Genomic DNA, 20,655 nt, shown 5'->3' with positions numbered 1-20,655 from the left:
TCAGCTACGGGCCGCGGCGAGGGCGGGAAGGTTCTGGTTTCCGTCGGCCCAGGTGGCGGTCATGACGACGCTGGTGATCCGCCATCCGGCGGTGGTATGGGCGAGGTCAAAGCGGTAGGTGCCGCCGAGGGTGGCCGACCACGCTTCGATGATCTGGCGTGGGGTCAGCACGGCGGGCTCACCGCCGTTCAGGCTGGTGTGAGTCGAGTGTGACCTTGTCGGCGAACACGGCCTCGAGCCGGTCCCACTCGCGCTGGTCGGCGCGCCAGGCCATGCGTGTGCACGTCTGGATGATCTCCAAGCATGGGGTGCTCTTTTCGGTGTCGGAAGTACTGCGACGCCAGATCGACCGGGGCGTCCTGGCTGTCCCGGGCATCGACCTGGCGATCATTCAGTTCTCCTCGCTGGCCCTTTATCCCCACCTCATCCGCGCCACCTACGGCACGCCCATCGACGAGGAGACCGCCGATCGCCTCATCACCGGGGGCGTGGCGATGTTCCTCGACCACTACCGCGCATGGCGCCTGTTCCAGGGCGGCGGCCTCGCGGGGACCGGCGGTCTACTTCCTGCCGGCGAGCGTGTGGGCGACCAGAGCGTTGGCGTGGCCGTGCCCGAGGCCGTGCTCGGTCTTGAGCCAGCCGACGATCTCCATGTGCTTGGTCAAGGGTGAGGCGTTGATGAGGTCGATCCATTCCTGGACGGGGCGGCCGTACTTGGCCTCGATCGCGGGGAAGTAGCTGGCGGGGTTGCCTTTGGCCGATGCGGTCATGGTCTGGGCTCCGATTCTGTTGATGGCGAGGCCATGTGGACGATATCGGGGCAGGTGGAGTCGTTGTTCGCCTGGGTTCGGCGTTCACCGTCCGGTCGGCGGCCGTCGGGCTCGCAAGATCGTGTCGTGGGTGTGGTGTGTGCCCGCGGGGGCGGGGGTGGTCCGTCGGCGGGTTTCGTTGATCAGGACGGTCCAGTTCTGGTCGAGGAGTTCGGCGATGTCGCCGGGCTGGTAGTAGTCGCCGTAATCGACGCCGTTGTCGTCGCGCGGGGGGAGGCCGGCGAGGTCGTGGCCGACGACGAGGAGGGTGCCGCCGGGTGCGACGGCGCCCAGCAGGCCGCGCAGCGCGGTGTGGCCGGGCTGGTGGGCCAGGGGGAAGTACTGGACGGACACCAGGTCGAACGCGGCGGAAGGGGGTGGCGTGACGGTCAGGTCGGCCCGCGCCCAGGCCACCCGGCCGGCGACGTCCCCGGCCGTGGCGGCGGCGCGTCGCAGGGCGGTCAGGGAGATGTCGACGGCGGTGACCTGCCAGCCGTGGCGGGCCAGCCAGAGCGCGTCGGCGCCCTCACCGCATCCCACGTCGAGGGCCTGACCCGGCGGCAGGTCGGTGATCTCGGTGACGAGCACCGCGTTGGGCGCGCCGCTGAAGACTCGGGCGCGGCCGGAATACCGCTCTTCCCAGAACCGAGCGACCTTTTGTCTGTCCATTTGCCCGTCCACTTTCCGGTCCATGGTGGTGACCACCTCCGCCGGCGACCCTGCTCCTTCCTCGACGGGTTGGCAAAGTTCTTTGCGAGAAGTGCAAAGCGTGGGCACAGTGGCCTGTATGAGCGAGGAGTTCGATGCCGTGGTGGCCGCGGTCGGACCCCGGTTGCGTGCGTTGCGTCGCCGCCGCGGAGCCACCCTGACCGCCCTGTCGGAGACCACCGGTATTCCGATCAGCACCCTCTCCCGGCTGGAGTCCGGGCAGCGCAAGCCGGGCCTGGATCTGCTGTTGCCCCTGGCGAAGGCGTACGGGATGCCGCTCGACGAACTCGTCGGCGCGCCCGCCCGCGTCGATCCCCGGGTGTTTCTCCGGCCGTTCACCCACGAGGGCATGACCGTCATTCCGTTGACCCGCAAGCCCGGCGGGTTGCAGGCGTACAAGCAGATCCTTCCGGCGGGCCCGATCGATCGTGAGCCCGATCCCCGGTCACATGAGGGGTATCACTGGCTGTACGTCCTCAATGGGCGATTGCGCCTGGTGCTCGGTGACCAGGACTTCGTCCTCAGCGCCGGTGAGGTCGCCGAGTTCGACACTCACCTCCCGCACTGGTTCGGCAATGCCGACGCGGAGCCGGTGGAGTTCTTGAGCATCCTGGGGCCGCAGGGTGAACGCGTTCACATCAAGGCTCGTTTCCGTCCCGTCTGATTTCCCGCACAGGGTGTCGGGACGGTCAGGTGGTCCAGTCGCGCCGGCGGGCCTCGGCGAGGGCGATGGCGGCGGCGACGGCGACGTTGAGGGAGCCGACGCGTCCGATCTGGGGGATGTAGGCGACGGCGTCGGCGGCGGCGAGCAGGGCGGGGGAGCAGCCGTGGTCCTCGCCGCCGACGGCGAGGCAGACGTCGCCGTCCAGGGGCGCCTCGTGGAGGGGGACGGCGTCGGCGGTGAGTTCGACGGCGACCAGCCGCAGGCCTTCCTTGCGGACGGCCGCGGCGGCGTCCGCGGCCCCGCCGGCGTGTTCCCAGGGGACGAGGCGGGTCGTGCCGAGCGCGGTCTTGTCGACGCTCTTGTGGGTGGGGGGTGTGGCGTTTCCGGCGAGCCAGAGGCGTTCGACGCCGAACGCGGCGGCGCTGCGGATGATGGAGCCGATGTTGAACGGCTGGGTGACCGATTCCACCAGCAGGTGGAGGCGGGCGTCGGTGCGGCGCCGCCAGTCGCGGTTGAGGCGCTTGACGTCGGTGCCGCGCAGTTGCCTGCGTCCCTGCGCGGGAGGGTGCGGGCGGTGCGGGTCGCTCATCGGGTGCCGCCTTCGACGCGGGGCGCGACGCGCAGGACGCGGTAGGCGGATCGGGACGCGATCCGCTCGGTGGGGTGGCCCTGGTCGTTCAGCCAGCGTTGCAGGGAGTCGGAGCCGAGGTGCTTCTGGACGACGAGGTGGGCGAGGCCCGTGGGGGTGAGGCGGCCGAGCCAGGTGAGCAGGAGCTCGTGGAGGGCGTTCTTGCCGATGCGGATCGGCGGGTTGGACCAGATCGCGGCGAAGCGCAGGTCGGGGTCGAGGTCGTCGATCAAGCTGAACCTTACATTGTCAAGGCCGGCGGCGTGAGCATTATCCTCAGCGAGTTCCAAGGCTCGCTGATTAACATCCACACCCCAAATACTCGCCTGAGGGGAACGCTTCCCGAGAGTGAGGGCGATGGGGCCGTATCCGCAGCCGAGGTCGAGGAGGTCGCCGTGCTGGGGCGGCGCGGGGACGGTTTCCAGCAGGATGCGGGTGCCGGGGTCGATGCGGTCGGGGGAGAACACGCCGCTGTCGGTGTCGAGCCGCAGGTGCAGGTCGGGCAGGACGAGGTCGACGGTGCGGCGGTTGGACGCCGCGTCCGGCCGTGCGGCGAAGTAGTGTTCCCCCACGTCGGTCGACCGTATCAGCGTTCGGCGGGTCGCGGGGCCGTCAGGGCAGGCGGGAGAACCAGGCCAGGGAGGCGCCGGCGGCGGCGAGCGCGAACAGCAGCGCGACGCCGGTGTAGCGGGCGGCGACGTCGCGGTGCTCGATCTTGAAGCCGAGGCTGGTGCCGATGTTGCCGTAGACGTCGCGGAGCTCGTCGGAGTCGGCGGCCTCGTAGGCCTTGCCCTCGGTGCTCTCGGCGAGGCTGCGCAGGGTCTCCTTGTTGACCGAGACGCTGGTGGTCTCGCCTTCGATGTCGACGGTGCCGTAGGGGGTGCCGAACGCGATGGTGGAGACCGGGACGTGGGCGGCGCGGCTGGCGTCGATGGCCTCCTGGACGGAGCGTCCGGTGGTGTTGTCGCCGTCGGACAGCAGGACGATGTGGGCGGGTGGCGGGTCCTGGGAGGCTTCGGCGTCGAAGGATCGGACGGCTTGGAGGCCGGTGAAGACGGCTTCGCCGATGGCGGTGCGTTTGGCCATGACGAGCTGGTCGATGGAGGCGATGGCGGTGGCGCGGTCGGTGGAGGGCGCGGCGATGAGGTTGGCGCTGCCGGCGAAGGCGACGACGCCGACGTTGAAGCGGGCGGGAAGGTCGTCGATGAACTTCTTGGCGGCGGCCTTGGCGGCGTCGAAGCGGCTGGGTGGGACGTCTCTGGCCATCATCGACAGGGAGACGTCGATGGCGACGAGGATGGTGGCGCGGTCGCGGGGGACCTTGACGGAGTCGGCGGGGCGCGCGAATCCGATCATCATGAGGGTCATCATGACGAGGAAGAGGGCGGCGGCGAGGTGGCGGCGCCAGCCGGGGCGGCGGGGGGCGACCTGGGAGAGCAGGGCGAGGTTGGTGAAGCGGACGGCGTGCCGGCCGCGGCGTAGTTGGAGCAGGACGTAGAGGGCGGCGAGGAGGGGCAGTACGCCGAGGAGCCAGAGGCGTTCGGGTGACAGGAAGGTCATGGGCGCGCTCCCGCGGTGGTGGCGTGCCGGCCCGCGGCGCGGCGTTGGCGGAGGGCGAAGCGTGCGATGTCGGCGATCCAGTCGCGGTCGGTGCGCAGGACGAGGTGGTGGGTGCCGGCGCGGCGTAGGGCGGCGCGGATGTGGTCGCGTTGCGCGGTGGCGGCGGCGGCGTACCGTTCGCGGACGCGGCGGTTGAGGACGATCTCGTGGACGGTTCCGGTTTCGGGGTCGGTCATCTCGACGAGTCCGACGTCGGGGAGGTCGAGTTCGCGGGGGTCGACGATCTCGATGGCGAGGACCTGGTGGCGGGCGGTGAGGCGGCGGAGGGGGCGTTCCCAGTCGGGTCGGGCGGGGTGGTCGTGGCCGGTGGGGGTTCCGGTGGGGATGGGGCCGGTGCCGTCGGGGGCGAGGAAGTCGGAGATGACGACGCGGAGGCCGCGTCGGGTCTGGCCGCGGTCGAGGGAGCTGATGGCGGTGGCGAGGTCGGGGGACGGTGCGGGGCGGCGGGTGGGGGTGCGGGGGGTGCCGTCGTCGGCGGATTGGGAGTCCAGGGCGGCGTGGAGGAGGGCGTAGAGGGCGGCTTTGCCGGTGCGGGCGGGCCAGCGGCGCGTGCCGTCGGTGTGGAGGAGGTAGGCGCCGGCGCGGTCGCCGAGGCGGACGGTGAGGAATCCGACGGCGGCGAGGGCGGCGACGGCGAGGTCGCGTTTGGTCATGGTGGCGGTGCCGAAGTCCATGCTGGGGGTGAGGTCGAGGAGGGCCCAGGCTTCGAGTTCGTGGTCGGCGATGAGGTCGCGGACGTGGGGGGTGGTGGTGCGGGCGGTGACGGCCCAGTCCATGTGGCGGACGTCGTCCTCGCCGGGTTGGTAGAGGCGGGCTTCGGCGAGTTCGGTGCCGGGGCCGGGGAGCAGGCCGAGGTGTTCGCCGCCGAGGAGGCCGTCGAGGCGGCGGGTGACCTGGAGTTCGAGGCGGCGCAGGGTGCGTTCGGGGGCGAGGTGGGCGAGTTTGCCGCCGTGCCGTCCGGTGCTGTGCCGTCCGGTGCCGTGCCGTCGGGTGGTCATGCGGTGGTCACCGCCGCCGCTCCGTGGTTCCACACGACGCGGGGTGGGGGGACGGCGGCGAGGATCTGGTTGGTGACGTCGGTGGCGTCGATGCCGTCGGCGAGGGCGTCGAAGGTGAGGACGAGGCGGTGGGCGATGACGTCGCGGGCGACGGCGCGGACGTCGTCGGGGAGGACGTAGTCGCGTCCGGACAGGAGGGCGAGGGCGCGGGCGGTGGCGGCGAGGCCGAGGGTGGCGCGGGGGCTGGCGCCGATCTCGATGACGCCGCGGAGGTCGGGGAGGCGGTACTGGTCGGGTTCGCGGGTGGCCATGACGAGGCGGACGATGTAGTCGGCGATGAGTTCGTGGACGGCGACTTCTTCGGCGGCGCGTTGGAGTCCGGCGAGGCGGTGGGTGTCGAGGATCTGGGTGGCTTCGGGTGGGTCGACGCTCATGCGTTGGAGGATTTGGAGTTCTTCGTGGGCGGCGGGGTGGTGGACGTCGATTTTCATGAGGAAGCGGTCGCGTTGCGCTTCGGGGAGGGGGTAGACGCCTTCGGATTCGATGGGGTTCTGGGTGGCGAGGACGATGAAGGGGGTGGGGAGGGGGTAGGTGTTGCCGCCGAGGGAGACCTGGCGTTCGGCCATGACTTCCAGTAGTGCGGATTGGACTTTGGCGGGGGCGCGGTTGATTTCGTCGGCGAGGACGAAGTTGACGAAGACGGGGCCGAGTTCGACGTCGAACTGTTCGGTGGAGGGGTGGTAGATGCGGGTGCCGACGATGTCGGAGGGGACGAGGTCGGGGGTGAACTGGAGGCGGGCGAAGGTGCCGCCGACGACGTGGGCGAGGGTGTCGACGGCGAGGGTCTTGGCGACGCCGGGGACGCCTTCGACGAGGCAGTGTCCGCGGGCGAGAAGTGCGACGATCATGCGTTCGACCATGTGGTCCTGGCCGACGATGACTTTTTTGACTTCGGCGAGGGTGGTTTGCAGGAGGGCCGCGGCTTCGTCGACGTCGGTGGCGGCGATGGTCATATGGGGTGCTATCATTGTCGTCCCTTGGGTGCCGGGCTCGGGCGCCTTTTGACCCTACGCGATCGCTTGTACCCGTTCGCTGGGGATACGTGCGTGGTGGTGGTGATCGGTTCGGGGTGGTTGGGGGAGGTGGGGGTTGGTGCGGTTCGGTGCAGGTGGGGGTGGGGGGTGGGGGTCGGCGGGGTCGCCGGTGGGGGAGTCGGTGGGGGTGGGGGGTTGTTAGGGTTGCGGCCATGTCGAGGCCGTTGCCCCCGGGTGATCCTGTTCGGCTGGGGCCGTTTCGTTTGTCGGCGCGTTTGTCGGAGTCCGCGGCTGGGATCGTGTTCCTGGGGGTGGACGACGAGGGGCGTCGGGCGAGTGTGGCGGTGTTGAACCGTGGTGCGGCTGAGGACGCGGCGGCGCGGGATCGTTTTCGTGCGGCGATCAACGCGGCGGTGCCGGGTCCTGGTGGGCGGTCTGGTGAGGGGGGTTCGGCCGGTGGGGGGTCGGGTGGTGTGGCGCCGGTGGTGGCGGCGCAGCCGGAGGGGTCGGCGCCGTGGGTGGCGACGTCGTACGAGGCGGATCGGGTGGGGGCGGAGCGGTTCTTGGAGCCGGTGGAGTTCCAGGGGCCGGGGGGTTCGGGTTGGGGTGGTCGGTGGTTGGGGCGGAGGCGTGGGCCGCAGTTCCAGCCGTATTGGTCGGGGTCGGCGGAGCCGGCGTTGGAGGGTCCGGTTCCGCGGCCGGGGCCTCCGGTGGGTGCGGGGCCGGTGTCGGAGGTGGCGCCGCGGCGGAGTGCGGTGAGCGTTGTGTTGACGTTGGTGGCGTTGTTGGTGGTGGTGGCGTTGCTGATGGGGGTGTTGTTCGCGTGTCAGCCTGAGGTGAAGGCGCCGCCGCCTCCGCCGCCGGAGCCGACGCCGTCGTTTCCGTCTCCGTCGCGGCCGCCGGGGTCGCCGCGTCCGTTGCCGTCCCCGTCTCCGTCGCGGCCGCCGTCGACGCCGCCGAGTGTCCCGCCGGGTGACGGCGGGCCGCTGTGACGGTTGTCTGAGACGTTTCGTGCGGGGGGAAAGGGGTTTGCCGGGGCGGTGGTGAAGCGGCCAGCATGGGGTGATGCTGGAGACTTTGGTCGCTTTTGTGGGTGCGGCGGTGTTGATCGCGATGGCGCCGGGGCCGAGCACGGTCGTGATCATGCGGGAGTCGATGCGGTCGGGGCGGCGCGGGGGTGTGGCGGCGGTGCTGGGGAACGAGACCGGGGTTCTGGCGTGGGGTGTGGCGGCGGCGGTGGGGTTGTCGGCGTTGCTGGCGGCGTCGCGGGTGGCGTATGACGGGTTGCGGGTGGTGGGTGCGGTTGTGCTGGTGTGGTTCGGGGTGCGGGCGTTGTGGCATGCGCGCCGCGGCGGCGCTGCTTCGGCGGACATCGGGGACGGGAGCGGTGTCCCGTCGGATGCTGGGCGGCGGGGTGGTGGACGGTCGTGGTGGGGGTCTTACCGGTTGGGGCTGGTGACGAATTTCGCCAATCCGAAGGCGGGGGTGTTCGCGGTGTCGTTCCTTCCGCAGTTCGTGCCGGAGGGGTGGTCGGTTCCGGTGGCGCTGGTGGGGTTGTCGGTGCTGTGGGCGTTGATCGATCTGGTCTGGTACGCGGTGGTGGTGTGGGTGGTGGGTGCGGCTCGGCGGGTGCTGGGCCGTCCGGGGGTGCGGCGGCGGTTGGATCAGTTGTCGGGGGTGGTCCTGGTGGCTCTGGGTGTGCGGTTGGCGGCCGAGACACGGTAGGGAGCCGCCGCTGCCGGAGGACATGTGCGCGGACACGTGCGCGGGCGGCGTGTGCGGGGACGGGAAAGGGCACGTGGAAAGGCACGTCGTGGGGTCCGCCGCTTTGGCACATTTTCATGATCGATCTTTGGGTGGGTGAGCCTTAGCCTGGGGCGGTGAACGCACTGGATGACCTCGCAGACCGGTATGTGGACGAGTTCGCCGCGGTGGACCCGTGCCTGGCGGCGATCATGGGGATCGCCGGTCAGGACGGGCGGTTGACCGATTACGGGCCGGAGGGGTCGGCGGCGCGGGTGGAGCTGGCGCGGCGGACGTTGGGGGAGTTGGCGCGGACGCCGGTGGAGGGTGACGCGGGGCGGGTCGCGGCCGCGGTGTTGCGGGAGCGTCTTGAGGTCGAGGTGGAGGTGGCGGAGTCGGGGGTGTCGGAGGGTTTTCTGGACACCACCGACGGTCCGGTTCAGCGGCTTCGTACGGCGGTGGAGTTGTTGGATCAGGGGCCGGCGACGGACTGGGAGTCGGTTCGGGCGCGGGTGGCGGCGTTGCCGGGGGCGTTGGGCGGGTTGCGGGTGTCGTTGCGGCGGGCGTGTGAGCGGGGGCGGGTGGCGGGGCGGCGGCAGGTGGTGCGGAACGCTCGTGAATGCTTGGACACTCCGGCGTATCTGGTGGAGTTGGCGGGCCGGTATGGGGACGGGCCGTTGCGGGACGGTTTGGACGCGGCGGTGCGGTCGGCGTCGGCGGCGTTGGGGGAGTTCGCGGCGTTCCTGACCGGTGAGCTGGCGTGGCGGGCGCCGGAGCGGGACGCGCTGGGCGAGGACCGGTACACGCTGGGGGTGCGGGATTTTCTGGGCATGGAGCTTGATCTGCGGGAGACGTACGTGTGGGGGTGGGAGGAGCTGGCGCGGGTCAAGGCGGAGATGGCGGAGGCGGCCGGGCGGGTGATGCCGGGTGAGCCGCTGCCGGCGGTGGTGGCGGCGTTGGACGCCGACCCGGCGCATCGGCTCAAGGGCGCGGACGCGTTCCGTGGGTGGATCCAGGAGTTGGCGGACCGGGCGATCGCGGACCTGGACGGGGTGCATTTCGACATTCCGGAGCCGTTGCGGCGGATCGACTGCCGGATCCCGCCGGTGGAGTCGGGGATCTACTATCTGGCGCCGGCGGAGGACCTGTCGCGTCCGGGGACGGTGTGGTGGACGGTGGACGACCCGTTCGGGGAGATCGTGACGTGGAGTGTGCCGTCGACGATGTTCCACGAGGGGGCGCCGGGTCATCATCTGCAGTTGGGTGTGACGGCGTTGAACCCGGGGTTGAACCGGTACCAGCGGGTGGCGAGTGAGCTGCATCCGGGACATTGCGAGGGGTGGGGCCTGTACGCGGAGCGGTTGATGGACGAGTTGGGGCTGTACAGGGATCCGGCGCATCGGCTGGGGATGTTGGCGGGTGGTCAGCAGTTCCGCGCCGCCCGGGTGATCCTGGACATCGGGATGCATCTGGAGTTGGAGATCCCGGCGGGGACCGGTTTCCATGAGGGGGAGCGGTGGACGCCGGAGTTGGGGCTGGAGTTCCTGCGGGCGCATCGGCCGGGGACGGACGCGGAGGCGGCGTTCGAGATCGACCGGTATCTGGGGCGTCCGGCGCAGGCGATCGCGTACAAGCTGGGGGAGAAGGTCTGGTTGGAGGCGCGGGAGGCGGCGCGGCGGCGGGACGGGGCGGCGTTCGATCTGAAGGGGTTCCATCGTCGGGCCCTGGATCTGGGTCCGATGGGTTTGGACGCGCTGCGCGCCGAACTGGCTCATTCCTGACAGAGGCCGGGACGTCCGCCGGTGCCCGGGCCCGGGGGGCACGTGCCGCGCGGTCGCCCGTCAGAGGGTTACCAGAGGGGTTCTGCCGGAGGGGTTCTGTCAGAGGGGCTTCGTGGGGCCGAGGTGGGTCCGTGCGGGCGGCGGCGTCGACGTTGGGGCCGACGCCGGGGCCGGTGACGCCGCCGCCGCGGGACCGTGCGGCGGGGCGGGCATGTCGTAGACGCCGGTCTCGCGGAGCCAGCGGCGCGCGTCGCGCCACTGCCGTCGACCGGTCTCCTGCCGTTGCCCGGTCGTCACCGGGGGGACGGTGGCCGGGTCGTCGGCGGCGCGGCCGACGTGGCAGGCCCGTTCGTCGCCGGTTTCCATGACCTGTTTCTCGTAGTGCGGAGGCCAGCGCAGGAGTATCCGTCGGCCGCAGGTGGGACAGGCCCATTCCTCGCGCCCGGACTGTTCGGTCCGGATTTTCCGCATCTCGTGTGTTCGGTACACGACGGGTCCTCCTTGACCTCGGCGGGTTCCGGTCACCGGGGGTTGTGGTTTTGTGATTGCCCACGTCAAGAGGGTTAAACGGGGAGTCGGGCGGGCTTTAACTACGAAAAATCCGGTGGGGGCGGCGGTGCGGGTCGTCTACCCTGTCGGTCATGTCAGCTTTTACCAAGAGCGCGGTCCGGGTGACCGTCTTCGTGGCCGCGTACGTACGGCTGCGTGAGGGTCGTCCCGTCCTGGACCGCCCGGTGCGCCTCGGCGCCTGACTCTTCTGACCCTTTCCGGCGGTGCACGGTCGTCGTGGCCGTCCGCCGATGTCGACGGGCACGCGTGTCGTGCCCGTGGGCGACGCCGCCGCGTCGCGGCGTGGCCCGTTTCAGGGTGCTTCCCCGTGCGGTGTGTCCCGCGTGGGTGTCGGTTTCACTCGCGGTGTGTCCAGGGCTTCCGAGCGTCCCCCGACCGTTTCGGACGGGCCGCCCGGTCCCGGGTCACGCCGCGCGCCTGTCCGGTGAGCCTCGGGTGAGGCCCGTCCCGCCCGGCCGTCCACGGCCGGAATCCGAGGACACCCACCGTGAACCCACGCACCCGCAACACCCGCAACACCCGCAGTGCCCGCGCCACGCCCAGCACTTCGGGCACTTCCAACACCCCGGGCGCGGCCCGCGGCGCCCGGAACGGCACCGCGCGTGGTCGTGCGCGCCGTGAGCTGTCGCAGAACTTCCTCGCCGACCCCGCCGTCATCGCCCGCTACGCCCGCGCCGTCGGTGACGGGCCGGGCGACCTGGTCGTGGAGGCCGGTGCCGGCGACGGCCGGATCACCGCCGCGTTGGCGGCCCGGGCCGGGCGCGTCATCGCCTACGAGATCGACCCGGTCCTGGCGCGGCGGCTGGCCGAGCGGTGCCGGGACCTGCCGAACGTCCGGTACGTGACCGGTGACTTCCTGCGCGCCCGGCCCCCGCGCGGCCCGTTTCACCTGGCGGGCAACATCCCGTACGCGGCCACGTCCCGGATCGTGGCGTGGGCGCTGGACGCGCCCGGTCTTGAGTCGGCGACGCTGGTCACGCAGGTGGAGTACGCCCGTAAACGCGCCGGGGACTATGGGCGGTGGAGCCTGGTGACGGTGCGGACGTGGCCGGTGTTCTCCTGGCGGATGGGCATGCGCGTGCCCCGTGACCGGTTCCGTCCGGTCCCGCGGGTGGACTCGGCGGTGCTGCGGTTGGACCGCCGGGACCGGCCGCTGCTGCCGCCGACGGCGATGGACGCCTACGTCCGGTGCGTGGAGGTGGGGTTCACCGGTGTGGGCGGCACCCTGCACGCGTCGCTGCGGCGGGCGTATCCGCGGGCGAGGGTGGACGCGGCGTTCGCCGTGGCGGGGGTGCCGCGCGGCGCGGTCGTCGCGCACGTTCACCCCGACCAGTGGGTCGCGGTGGCACGCGTCCTGCACGGGCACGCCCCGTGAAACGTGCCGGGTCAGGACAACGCGTGTCCGGGTCCGGGGCCTTCGAGGTGGATCTCGGCGTTGCCTCGCGCAGCGAGCCATCGGCGAGCCGGCCCGCGGCCCGCTCGCTCGTCACGCCGCTCGTCACGCCGCGTCCCGGCGCGTGACCAGTTACGCGGCGCCCGGTCGCGGCGGCTGCGGCCGGTCTGCGTCCAGGTCACGCGCACATCCCCCAGCGACCTCGGCGCGGGCGGAAGGACGCGGCGGGAAGGTGGGGTCAGAACGGGTAGGTGGGGATCTTGTCGCGGACCGTGACCCACTGGGTCTCGGTGAACGCCTCGATGTTGGCGTCGGCGCCGCCGAACCGGGCTCCGTTCCCGGACGCGGCGACGCCGCCGAACGGGACGATGGGTTCGTCGCTGACGGTCTGGTCGTTGATGTGGACCATGCCGGTCGGGACCGCGTCGGCGATCCGCATCGCCTGCCCGACGTCGCCGAGGATGCCGAGGGACAGGCCGTACTCGCTGGCCGAGGCCAGCGCGATCGCCTCCTCGGTCGTGGTGAACGGCACGACCGGCGCGACCGGCCCGAACACCTCCTGCGCGTAGGCGGGCATGCCGGGGGTGACCTCGGCCAGGACGGTCGGGCGGTAGAACAGGTCCTCGTGGGTGCCGCCGGCCGCGAGCCGGGCCCCGGCGGCGACGGTGCGGCGGACCAGGTCGTGGACGCGGTCGAGCTGGGTGTGGTCGATGAGCGGGCCGAGCGCGACGGGGGAGGTGGCGGGGTTCCCGACGGGGAGTTTGTCGGCCTTGTCGGCGAGGGCGGCGACGTACTCCTCGTGCAGGCTCTGGTGCACCAGGTGCCGTCCGGCGGTGACGCAGATCTGCCCCTGGTGCAGGTAGGAGCCCCAGGCTCCGGCCGACACCGCGTCGGTGACGTCCGCGCCGGGCAGGACGATCAGGGCGTTGTTGCCGCCGAGTTCCAGGTGCGCGCGTTTGAGGAGCCGGCCACAGCTCTCGCCGATGGCGCGTCCGGTGGTGGTGGAGCCGGTGAACGACACCACCCGCACCTCGGGCGCGGCCACGACCGCCTCCCCGGTCTCGCGGCCGCCGGGCAGCAGGTGCAGCAGCCCCTCGGGCAGCCCGGCCTCCTGGAAGATCCGCGCGATGATCACGCCGCCGCTCACCGCGGTGCGCGCGTCGGGTTTCAGCAGGACCGCGTTGCCGAGCGCGAGCGCGGGCGCCACCGACCGCATCGCCAGGATGAGCGGGAAGTTGAACGGGGAGATCACGCCGACGACGCCGGCGGGGCGGCGTCGCGCCAGGCTCCACCGGGGTTGTGTCGACGGCAAGACCAGGCCCTGGGGGTGGGAGGCCAGGGCCGCCGCCTCGTGGCACAGGCTCGCGGCGAAGTGCGCCTCCACGTCCCCCTTCGCCGGGATCGACCCGGCCTCGCGGACGATCCAGTCCTGGATGTCGGAGGTGTGGGTCTCGAACAGCCGCCCGGCGCGGCGGAGCACGGACGCGCGTTCCTCGTAGGAGCGGGCGGCCCAGTCCCGTTGCGCGGACGCCGCGGTCTCGGCGGCGTGCTCCACGTCGGCGGCGTCGGCGCGGCCGAGGGCGCCGAGCGTCGCGCCGGTCGCGGGCTCGGTGACGTCGTAGACGCCGCCGGCGGCGGCGGCCCAGCCGCCGTCGAAGACCTTGCCGGTCCACACGCCGGGGTCGAGCAACGCCATCGTTCCTCCTCGGTGCCGGGCACGGGCCCGCGCGTGGCCCGCGGATCCCCGGGTCCAGCCTCGCCGGGCCGGCCGGCGCGCCGGAACCACTCCGTTCCACTCAGTGGAAAGTTCGCCACCGGCGATACCGCGTCGCGGGCGATATTGCGTTGCGGGCGGCGGTGCGGGCGGGGCACCCTGAGGGTACTCCGGGCGGTCCGGTTGGACCGTATCCGGGGCTTTCGGGCAGCCCCGTCCCCGCTGTCACCCTGGGGGCGGGGTCCGCCTCCCCGTAGCTCAGCGGACAGAGCACCGGCCTCCGGAGCCGGGAGCGCAGGTTCGATCCCTGCCGGGGAGACCCCGCACGCCACGTCCGGCACCCCGGACCCCGCGACCCCGCTCGCCGGGCCCACCACTGCGCCCACCGCCGTCCGCGCGCCGGTCAGCGGGTCAGGTGACGGCCGCCCGTCACGGCCAGAACCTCACCGTTGACGTGCCCGTTCGCGGCCGAGCCGAGGTAGGCGACGGTGGACGCGACGTCCTCGGGGGTGCCGATGCGGCCGGTCGGCGTCTTGGCGGCCTCGGCGTCCACCGCCTTCTGCCCGAGCCAGGGCGTGGTCAACGCCCGCTCGGTCAAGGTGAAGCCGGGGCGGACGACGTTGGTGAGGACGCCGTGCCGGGCCTCACGGACGGCGAGCACCTTCGCCGCCGTCTCCAACGCGGCCTTGGCCGCGGGGTAGGCGACGGCGACGGGCACCGGCTGGTCGACCACGTCGGAGGAGACCAGCACCAGCCGCCCCCAGCCCGCGCTCCTCATCCCGGCCAGGACCGCGTCGACCACCGCCAGCGGCCCGACCGCGTTCGCGGTGAGGCCGTCGGTCAGGGTGTCCCACGTCTCCGCGGGCCCCGCCGGCCAGGAGACGGCGTTGGCGACCAGGACCTCGACGTTCCCGAGTTCACGCTCGACCTGACGCACCGCAGCGTGGATCGTCCCCTCGTCCCGCTGGTCGATCCGGACCGTCGTGCCCGTCCCGCCCTCCCGGGTGACCGCGTCGATGAGGGCCCGGGCGCGGTCCTCGCCACGGTGCCAGCCCGCGGCCACCACGGCGCCCTCCCGCGCGAACGCCCGCACGACCGCGCCGCCGATGGCGCCGGACGCACCCGTCACCAGGACGACCCGCCCCTTCACTCCGAGATCCACGATCCCTCCAATGGTTAGCCGACTAATTATTAGCCGACTATACACCCGTATGATCGGTGCGTGGATGTCAGCGAGGCGATCCGCGTCAACCGGGCGCTGAACAAGATGAGCAAGCTCTACCGTGCCGCGAAGGCCCGCGAGCTCGCCGCGCTCGGACTGCACCCGGGACAGGACGTCCTGCTGTGGATCCTGGCGCAGGAGCCCGAGGGGATGACGGTCTCGCAACTGGCGGCACGGCTCGGCATCGAGCCGCCGACCGTGACCCGCAGCCTGGCCCGGCTGGAGACGGGCGGCTGGTTCCGGCGCGAGAGCGTCCCCACCGACCGCCGCCGGGTCCGCATCGTGGTCACCGACGCCGGACACCGCCTCGTCCCCGCCATCGAACACGCCTGGGCCCGGCTCGCCGACCAGACCCTCGGCCCGGCCACCGCCCACGAGCGCGAGATCACCCTCACCGCCCTCGAAAACGCCAACGACCGCCTCCGCGGCCTCGTCGGAGAGGTCGCCCTCACCGAAGAATGAGACCCCACGCCCCGGCACGTCGCGGCACGTCGCGTCCCGGCGAGCGGCCGCGATACCGAACACGGCGGGCTCCAGGACGGCGTTCACGACGCGCGGCCCTCGAAGAAGCGGCCCGGGTCCACACCACCGGCGAGGACGCACCCAACGCGAGATCGTCCACGGCGTCGCCCGCCGACACCGGCACTCGTCGCGGCGGAGAACGGCCGCGACGCCCTGGCGCGGACGAGGGTCGACCGTGCCGACATGCGACCGCCTCGGCCACGTGGCGCGGCCACGTCGCGCGGCCGCGCCGGCTTCCGCAGCGGAATGCCGACGCGAGGTGGGACAAGGTCGTGCCGCCACAAAGCGGTCGGCGGGTGCTCGGCCGAGCGCGGGGAAGCCGAGCAGCTCCGGGACGCGATGAAGGAGAACGACCGGCGTCCCTCGACGCGGTGGGGCGGCGCGCGGCAGGGCCGCCACGACGCCGGCGAGATCGCCGGCGACACACCGTGTCGGGGCGCGGGGCGTCCCGAAGCGGGACGCCGTAGGATCGCACCGGCGACCCGGATGTGCGGCACCGAGCGGAAAGAGCCACGGCCCGACCCATGTTACGGACATCCCCCCACACGGCACCCCACGGACACCGCCGCGGACACGGCCGTGCGAGCGGACCGGCACTGCTGGGCGCCGCCGCGCTGGTCCTGGCGGCCGGTACGGCCTGCGCCGCGGCGCAAGAGCACGGCGACGCCCGGCCACCGCCCGCCGAGTCTCCCGGCTGGACGGCCACCGTCTACTACACGGCCGTGGAGTCGTTCCACCACGGCCCCCGGCGCGCCGTGCGGGGATGCCCCCGACTGGAATGCCACCGCGGACGCGACGCCCTCGGCGCCTACCCGGCCGACTTCGTCCAGGCCGTCCACGACGAGGGCACCGGACGCATCACCAGCGGCCCCCACCGCGGCCGCTACCTCAACTGGTCCTACGACGTCGGCTACTGGCTGGACACCGCGCCCCGCGACACCGCGGGCCGCCCCCTGCGCCCCTGGCGGTCGGCCGCCGCCGACCGCTCGGTGCTGCCGCCCGGCCACCACTTCACCATCACCCGCTGCGGCCACGACGACGACGGCGCCGCCATCGACGACGCCGTCTGCGCCCGGTTCCGCACCACCCGATGGACCATCGTCGACGAGTTCACCCCCGGCCTCGGCGGCACCCGCCACATCGACCTCTACATCGGCGAGGAGACCGGCCCCGGGTTCACCGACACCCCCCTCTACACCACCCTCCGCGACGCGTCCCTACGCCCCGCCCCCACCTGACCCACCCTGAGCCGACCCGCTCTGACTCGACCCATCCCGACCTGAAGCGGACGTGCCCCGATCTGCCCCGTCGTGACCCGACACGGCATGACCCGACACGGCATGATTCGGCCCGCCGTGATGGGACCCGCCGTGATGGGGCTCGCAGGGGTCGGTCAGGCCGTGGCGCATGAGCGCCAGCAGGTCGCGGGCGTGGTCGGGGCCGTGACCGGCCACCGCCACGGCCGACGCCAGCGCCAACAGGTCCTCGACCGACACCTCGGCGCGCACGCCGCCCTCGCCCCGGGCCCGTTCCAGCAGCCGACCGGCGGTCACGCGCATCGCCTCGTGCCAGCGGCCGAACAGCGCGGTCCGCCGCCCCGCCGCGCCCGCGGTGCCCGCCAACGCCAGGTCCCGTTTCGTCGCGACATGGACGACGAAGCCGTCCAGCCACCCGAACAGCGCCTCCACCGCAACCGGGGCGTCGAGCAGGGCGGCGCCGCGTGCGCACAGGGCGTCCACCTCGTCGGCGTACACGGCGACCAGCAGGTCGCCGCGCGTGGGGAAATGCCGGTAGAGGGTCGCGTTGCCGACCCCCGCGCGCCGCGCGACCTCGTCCAACGCGACCTCGGGACCGTGCTCGTCGAACAACTCCCGGGCCGCGGCGAGCAACAACCCGGCGTTGCGGGCGGCGTCGGCCCTGCGCGCCATCACACGGCTCCATCGGCAGCGAAACGGGGAACTCCCCACCTATGCTAGGACACGAATGAAAACGGGGATATCCCCGTTTCGGCGCGGCGAGGGAGTTCGCATGGACGTGACGCACGAGGACCGGGCCGCCATCACCGAGGTGCTCCACCTGCACGGACACCTGTGCGACGCCGGGGAGCTCGACCGGCTGGACGAGGTGTTCACCCCCGACGTCGTCCACGACCTGTCGGGCCTCGGACGGCCGCCGCTGCGCGGCGTCGCGGCCTGCGCGCGGGCGGCGCGGGAACTCGGCGCCGGCAACCCGGTCGGACACCACGTCACCAACGTGGTGCTCACGGCGCTCGGCGACGGCCTGGTCGGCGCCCGCTCCAAGGGCATCGGCGTCGGCGCCGACGGCACCTGCGCGAGCGTCACCTACGAGGACACGCTGGTGCGCGGCGCCGACGGCTGGCGGATCCGCCGCCGCGCCGTCGTGCCCCGGGGGGTGCCGCTCGGCGGATGACCCGGCCCCGGGAACGGGGATGACCCGGCCCGGGGAACGTCGCGGGACGGTCAGCGGGACGGGAGGGTGGCGGCGATGCAGTCCAGGACGCGGTCCAGCCCGTAGCGGAAATGCTCGTCGGGGGTCATGTGCGGCAGGCGCGCCTCCCTGATGAGCCGTTCGAACATCGGGTACGCGCCGGACGCCAGCAGTTCGCGGACGTAGGGGGCGCTGAGCATCATCTGGCGTTCGGGCGTCAGGCCGCTTTTCTCGGTCTCGCGGGTCCAGTCCAGCTCGCCGCGCACCGCCCGCTCGACATAGCCGTTCAGCATCTCCAGCAGCGCGAACATGTCGTCGATGGGGATGCCGAGGTCCAGGGCGCCGAACGCGAACTCCGTCAGCCGCAGCCGGTTGGGGCCGAGCGCGGGGCCCGGCCGGCGCAGGGCCGCCAACCAGGGGTGGCGCAGCCACAGCGCGCGGGTCCGGTCGGCGATCAGGGTGAGGTCGGCGCGCCAGTCGCCCGAGGGGCGGTCCGGGATGTCCATCTCGGCCAGGACGTGGTCGGCCATCAGGTCGAGCAGGTCGCCGCGGGAGGGGACGTACCGGTACAGCGACATCGCGCCGGTGCCGAGCTCGGCGGCGATGCGGCGCATGGACGCGGCGTCCAGCCCGTCGGCGTCGGCGACGCGGATCGCCGCCTCGGTGATCCGCCCGCGGCTGTAGGCGGGGCGGGGGCCGCGGCCCCGCCACTCGGGGACCGACCAGATGCTGACATGGTCGCCGGTCAACGAACCTCCTCCTCGTCGATCTGAGCAGTCTAGTTGCGTACGTCGTACCCAGATGTCTACCCTGGCGGCACACCCGTTGCGTACGCCGTACCCAGAGGAGGTTCCCGTGACCGACGAACCGGCCGTGGTCGCCGAGGCGCTCCGCAAACGCCACGGCGACGTCCAGGCCCTGGACGGGCTCGACCTCACCGTCCCCGCCGGAACGGTCTGCGGGGTCCTCGGCCCCAACGGCGCCGGAAAGACCACCGCCGTGCGGATCCTGGCCACCCTCGCCGACGCCGACTCCGGCCGCGCCCGCGTCGCCGGATACGACGTCGCCCGGCATCCCGACCAGGTGCGGGCCCGGATCGGCCTGGCCGGGCAGCGCGCCGCCGTCGACGAGAAACTCACCGGCCGCGGCAACCTGCGGATGTTCGGCCGCCTGCACCACCTGTCGCGCCCCGCCGCCCGCCGCCGCGCCGACGAACTGCTCGAACGCTTCGGCCTCACCGCCGCCGCCGACCGGCGCGTCGCCGGCTACTCCGGCGGGATGCGCCGCCGCCTCGACCTGATCGCCAGCCTCATCCTGCGGCCCCAGGTGCTGTTCCTGGACGAACCCACCACCGGCCTGGACCCCCGCAGCCGCGGCGACATCTGGGACAACGTCCGCGAACTCGCCGCCGACGGCACCACCGTCGTCCTCACCACCCAGTATCTGGACGAGGCCGACCGGCTCGCCGACGACATCGCCGTCGTCGACCACGGCCGCGTCATCGCCACCGGCCCACCCGACCGGCTCAAGGCCTCCATCGGCGACCGCCTCGACGTCGTCCTGGACGACCCCGCCACGGCCGGCACGGCCGCCGCCCTCCTGCACACCCTCACCGGAAACCACCCGGCCCTGGACGGCGACCGCCTCACCGTCCCCCTGGCCCCCGGCACCGTCCGGCTCGCCGACGTCGTCCGCGAACTCGACGGCGCCGGCGTCACCGCCGCCGACGTCGCGCTCCGCCGCCCCACCCTCGACGAGGTGTTCCTCCGCCTCACCGACACCCCCCGCCCCGACACCGACACCGCCGTCACGGGTCCCGCGCCGGTGAACGGCGGCACCCGATGACCGCCGCCCCCGCCACCGCCTGCCCGTCCCGGGCGGCGCGGGCGCGCTGGGCCCTCACCGACGGTCTCACCCTCGTCGAACGCGAACTCGGCCGCCTGCGCCAGGAACCCGGCCAACTCATCACCGCGCTGATCTTCCCCGCGATCATGGTGGTGCTGTTCGGGTACGTGTTCGGCAGCGCCATCGACGTGCCCGGCGGCGGGAACTACCGCGAATACCTGATGCCCGGCCTGTTCGCGATGGTCACCTTCACCTCCACCATGGCCGTCACCCTCCGCGTGGCCACCGACGCCTCCCGCGGCGTCATGGACCGGTTCCGGGCCCTGCCCATGGCCCGCTCCGCCGTCCCGTTCGGGCACACCGGAGCCGAGGCCCTCAACGGCGTCCTCGGCCTGACCATCATGGCCGCCACCGGGCTCGTCGTCGGATGGCGCGCCCACGGCGGCCTCGTACCGACCGCCCAGGCGTTCCTGCTGCTGCTCCTGGCCCGGTACGCGCTGAGCTGGGTCGGCTGCTACCTCGGCCTGGTGGTGAAGAACGAGCACACCGCCGACCAGCTCCTTCCCCTGGTGTTCCCGATCACCATGCTGTCCAACGCGTTCGTCCCGACCGGCGAGATGCCCACCGTGCTGCGGGTCATCGCCGAATGGAACCCCGTCAGCGCCCTCACCGCCGCCTGCCGCGACCTGTTCGGCAACCCCGGCGCGCCCACCGCGGGCCCCACCGTCGACCCGGCGGCCGGCCCCGCGGGCGATCCGGCGTGGCCGCTGGCGCACCCCGTCGCAGCCACCCTCGGCTGGACGGCGCTCCTCCTGGTGATCTTCGTTCCGCTGTCGGTGCGGACCTACCGCCGCCGCGGCCGCTGACCGACCGGCCGACCCGGGATCGACGATCTCGGGTCGACCGGCCGGTCACCGGTTCAGGGGCCGCGCCCGGTCACCGCCGGACGCTGCCCC

The 20,655-nt window shown here is 72.7% G+C and carries 22 protein-coding genes, 1 tRNA gene and 1 pseudogene; 11 read left to right on the top strand and 13 right to left on the bottom strand.

What is annotated here, in order from left to right; all coding sequences use genetic code 11:
• Entirely contained in the window at positions 1-171 is a 171-nt protein-coding gene (locus D0T12_RS35925; protein ID WP_199487508.1) for a hypothetical protein, read from the bottom strand.
• A 101-nt stretch (positions 172-272) separates the two neighbouring features.
• Between D0T12_RS35925 and D0T12_RS36615 the strand changes: the two are divergent.
• Positions 273-506 (top strand): annotated as a pseudogene (locus D0T12_RS36615) (TetR/AcrR family transcriptional regulator C-terminal domain-containing protein); the annotation flags it as partial.
• 54 nt (positions 507-560) lie between these two features.
• On the opposite strand, the gene D0T12_RS16965 reads toward D0T12_RS36615, so the two are convergent.
• Positions 561-770, bottom strand: coding sequence for a DUF4287 domain-containing protein (locus tag D0T12_RS16965; protein ID WP_117400584.1), 210 nt, complete (start codon positions 768-770; stop codon positions 561-563).
• A gap of 84 nt (positions 771-854) precedes the next feature.
• Positions 855-1,478 (bottom strand): class I SAM-dependent methyltransferase, encoded by a 624-nt coding sequence (locus tag D0T12_RS16960; RefSeq protein ID WP_117401059.1) that lies wholly within the window; start codon positions 1,476-1,478, stop codon positions 855-857.
• 118 nt (positions 1,479-1,596) lie between these two features.
• Between D0T12_RS16960 and D0T12_RS16955 the strand changes: the two genes are divergently transcribed.
• Positions 1,597-2,181 carry a helix-turn-helix domain-containing protein gene (locus D0T12_RS16955; RefSeq protein ID WP_117400583.1) on the top strand — a complete coding sequence of 195 codons (585 nt, stop codon included), beginning with the start codon at positions 1,597-1,599 and terminating at the stop codon, positions 2,179-2,181.
• 25 nt (positions 2,182-2,206) lie between these two features.
• On the opposite strand, the gene D0T12_RS16950 is transcribed toward D0T12_RS16955, so the two are convergent.
• The 5 genes from D0T12_RS16950 to D0T12_RS16930 are packed head-to-tail and all read right to left on the bottom strand — an operon-like array spanning position 2,207 to position 6,440.
• Positions 2,207-2,770, bottom strand: coding sequence for a TrmH family RNA methyltransferase (locus D0T12_RS16950; protein WP_117400582.1), 564 nt, complete (start codon positions 2,768-2,770; stop codon positions 2,207-2,209).
• Positions 2,767-3,381, bottom strand: a complete 615-nt coding sequence (locus D0T12_RS16945; RefSeq protein WP_117400581.1) for a class I SAM-dependent methyltransferase — start codon at positions 3,379-3,381, stop codon at positions 2,767-2,769. Before D0T12_RS16945 ends, D0T12_RS16950 begins: the two co-directional genes overlap by 4 nt.
• 40 nt (positions 3,382-3,421) lie before the next feature.
• Positions 3,422-4,369 (bottom strand): VWA domain-containing protein, encoded by a 948-nt coding sequence (locus tag D0T12_RS16940; protein ID WP_117400580.1) that lies wholly within the window; start codon positions 4,367-4,369, stop codon positions 3,422-3,424.
• A complete protein-coding gene (locus D0T12_RS16935; RefSeq protein ID WP_117400579.1) occupies positions 4,366-5,427 on the bottom strand; it encodes a DUF58 domain-containing protein in 1,062 nt (353 codons plus the stop codon). The genes D0T12_RS16940 and D0T12_RS16935 overlap by 4 nt, the downstream gene beginning before the upstream one ends.
• Positions 5,424-6,440: an AAA family ATPase gene (locus tag D0T12_RS16930; RefSeq protein ID WP_117400578.1), complete on the bottom strand. Its 1,017-nt coding sequence runs from the start codon at positions 6,438-6,440 to the stop codon at positions 5,424-5,426. Before D0T12_RS16930 ends, D0T12_RS16935 begins: the two co-directional genes overlap by 4 nt.
• Before the next feature lie 1,086 nt (positions 6,441-7,526).
• On the opposite strand from D0T12_RS16930, the gene D0T12_RS16920 reads away from it, so the two are divergent.
• On the top strand, positions 7,527-8,186 hold the full coding sequence (locus tag D0T12_RS16920; protein WP_117400576.1) for a LysE family translocator: 660 nt from the start codon (positions 7,527-7,529) through the stop codon (positions 8,184-8,186).
• A 155-nt stretch (positions 8,187-8,341) separates the two neighbouring features.
• Positions 8,342-9,985: a DUF885 domain-containing protein gene (locus D0T12_RS16915; RefSeq protein ID WP_117400575.1), complete on the top strand. Its 1,644-nt coding sequence runs from the start codon at positions 8,342-8,344 to the stop codon at positions 9,983-9,985.
• A 99-nt stretch (positions 9,986-10,084) separates the two neighbouring features.
• On the opposite strand, the gene D0T12_RS16910 is transcribed toward D0T12_RS16915, so the two are convergent.
• Complete coding sequence (locus tag D0T12_RS16910; protein WP_147339537.1) at positions 10,085-10,474, bottom strand: hypothetical protein; 390 nt, start codon at positions 10,472-10,474, stop codon at positions 10,085-10,087.
• Positions 10,475-11,042: 568 nt separating this feature from the next.
• On the opposite strand from D0T12_RS16910, the gene erm reads away from it, so the two are divergent.
• Complete coding sequence (erm, locus tag D0T12_RS16905; protein WP_267900409.1) at positions 11,043-11,930, top strand: ErmE/ErmH/ErmO/ErmR family 23S rRNA (adenine(2058)-N(6))-methyltransferase; 888 nt, start codon at positions 11,043-11,045, stop codon at positions 11,928-11,930.
• A gap of 256 nt (positions 11,931-12,186) precedes the next feature.
• Here erm and D0T12_RS16900 read toward each other — a convergent pair whose 3' ends face one another.
• Positions 12,187-13,644 carry a benzaldehyde dehydrogenase gene (locus tag D0T12_RS16900; protein WP_117400573.1) on the bottom strand — a complete coding sequence of 486 codons (1,458 nt, stop codon included), beginning with the start codon at positions 13,642-13,644 and terminating at the stop codon, positions 12,187-12,189.
• Positions 13,645-13,909: 265 nt separating this feature from the next.
• Between D0T12_RS16900 and D0T12_RS16895 the strand changes: the two genes are divergently transcribed.
• Positions 13,910-13,981, top strand: a tRNA-Arg gene (locus D0T12_RS16895).
• An 84-nt stretch (positions 13,982-14,065) separates the two neighbouring features.
• On the opposite strand, the gene D0T12_RS16890 is transcribed toward D0T12_RS16895, so the two are convergent.
• The gene (locus D0T12_RS16890; protein ID WP_117400572.1) at positions 14,066-14,824 is read right to left on the bottom strand and encodes an SDR family NAD(P)-dependent oxidoreductase; all 759 of its coding nucleotides are present in this window, start codon (positions 14,822-14,824) and stop codon (positions 14,066-14,068) included.
• A gap of 60 nt (positions 14,825-14,884) precedes the next feature.
• On the opposite strand from D0T12_RS16890, the gene D0T12_RS16885 reads away from it, so the two are divergent.
• Positions 14,885-15,346: a MarR family winged helix-turn-helix transcriptional regulator gene (locus D0T12_RS16885; RefSeq protein WP_117400571.1), complete on the top strand. Its 462-nt coding sequence runs from the start codon at positions 14,885-14,887 to the stop codon at positions 15,344-15,346.
• A 584-nt stretch (positions 15,347-15,930) separates the two neighbouring features.
• The gene (locus D0T12_RS16880) at positions 15,931-16,644 is read left to right on the top strand and encodes an RlpA-like double-psi beta-barrel domain-containing protein (protein WP_233526119.1); all 714 of its coding nucleotides are present in this window, start codon (positions 15,931-15,933) and stop codon (positions 16,642-16,644) included.
• Here the strand turns inward: D0T12_RS16880 and D0T12_RS16875 are convergent.
• Positions 16,624-17,334, bottom strand: a complete 711-nt coding sequence (locus tag D0T12_RS16875) for a TetR/AcrR family transcriptional regulator (RefSeq protein ID WP_117400570.1) — start codon at positions 17,332-17,334, stop codon at positions 16,624-16,626. The two genes, D0T12_RS16880 and D0T12_RS16875, sit on opposite strands and share 21 nt — an antisense overlap.
• Before the next feature lie 100 nt (positions 17,335-17,434).
• On the opposite strand from D0T12_RS16875, the gene D0T12_RS16870 reads away from it, so the two are divergent.
• A complete protein-coding gene (locus D0T12_RS16870) occupies positions 17,435-17,836 on the top strand; it encodes a nuclear transport factor 2 family protein (RefSeq protein ID WP_117400569.1) in 402 nt (133 codons plus the stop codon).
• Positions 17,837-17,886: 50 nt separating this feature from the next.
• On the opposite strand, the gene D0T12_RS16865 is transcribed toward D0T12_RS16870, so the two are convergent.
• Positions 17,887-18,603 (bottom strand): TetR/AcrR family transcriptional regulator, encoded by a 717-nt coding sequence (locus D0T12_RS16865; RefSeq protein WP_117400568.1) that lies wholly within the window; start codon positions 18,601-18,603, stop codon positions 17,887-17,889.
• 106 nt (positions 18,604-18,709) lie between these two features.
• Between D0T12_RS16865 and D0T12_RS16860 the strand changes: the two genes are divergently transcribed.
• Positions 18,710-19,699 carry an ATP-binding cassette domain-containing protein gene (locus tag D0T12_RS16860; RefSeq protein WP_233526118.1) on the top strand — a complete coding sequence of 330 codons (990 nt, stop codon included), beginning with the start codon at positions 18,710-18,712 and terminating at the stop codon, positions 19,697-19,699.
• The gene (locus D0T12_RS16855) at positions 19,696-20,565 is read left to right on the top strand and encodes an ABC transporter permease (RefSeq protein WP_117400566.1); all 870 of its coding nucleotides are present in this window, start codon (positions 19,696-19,698) and stop codon (positions 20,563-20,565) included. Before D0T12_RS16860 ends, D0T12_RS16855 begins: the two co-directional genes overlap by 4 nt.
• Positions 20,566-20,655: the final 90 nt, after the last annotated feature.

The organism is Actinomadura spongiicola, from assembly GCF_003432485.1.
Taxonomy (GTDB): domain Bacteria; phylum Actinomycetota; class Actinomycetes; order Streptosporangiales; family Streptosporangiaceae; genus Spirillospora; species Spirillospora spongiicola.
This window is presented reverse-complemented; position numbering and strand designations above follow the sequence as displayed.

Coding starts and splice junctions, on each gene's coding strand:
- D0T12_RS16965 (WP_117400584.1), bottom strand. CDS start 770: ATGACCGCATCGGCCAAAGGCAACCCCGCCAGCTACTTCCCCGCGATC.
- D0T12_RS16960 (WP_117401059.1), bottom strand. CDS start 1,478: ATGGACAGACAAAAGGTCGCTCGGTTCTGGGAAGAGCGGTATTCCGGC.
- D0T12_RS16955 (WP_117400583.1), top strand. CDS start 1,597: ATGAGCGAGGAGTTCGATGCCGTGGTGGCCGCGGTCGGACCCCGGTTG.
- D0T12_RS16950 (WP_117400582.1), bottom strand. CDS start 2,770: ATGAGCGACCCGCACCGCCCGCACCCTCCCGCGCAGGGACGCAGGCAA.
- D0T12_RS16940 (WP_117400580.1), bottom strand. CDS start 4,369: ATGACCTTCCTGTCACCCGAACGCCTCTGGCTCCTCGGCGTACTGCCC.
- D0T12_RS16935 (WP_117400579.1), bottom strand. CDS start 5,427: ATGACCACCCGACGGCACGGCACCGGACGGCACAGCACCGGACGGCAC.
- D0T12_RS16930 (WP_117400578.1), bottom strand. CDS start 6,440: ATGACCATCGCCGCCACCGACGTCGACGAAGCCGCGGCCCTCCTGCAA.
- D0T12_RS16920 (WP_117400576.1), top strand. CDS start 7,527: ATGCTGGAGACTTTGGTCGCTTTTGTGGGTGCGGCGGTGTTGATCGCG.
- D0T12_RS16900 (WP_117400573.1), bottom strand. CDS start 13,644: ATGGCGTTGCTCGACCCCGGCGTGTGGACCGGCAAGGTCTTCGACGGC.
- D0T12_RS16880 (WP_233526119.1), top strand. CDS start 15,931: ATGTTACGGACATCCCCCCACACGGCACCCCACGGACACCGCCGCGGA.
- D0T12_RS16875 (WP_117400570.1), bottom strand. CDS start 17,334: ATGGCGCGCAGGGCCGACGCCGCCCGCAACGCCGGGTTGTTGCTCGCC.
- D0T12_RS16870 (WP_117400569.1), top strand. CDS start 17,435: ATGGACGTGACGCACGAGGACCGGGCCGCCATCACCGAGGTGCTCCAC.
- D0T12_RS16855 (WP_117400566.1), top strand. CDS start 19,696: ATGACCGCCGCCCCCGCCACCGCCTGCCCGTCCCGGGCGGCGCGGGCG.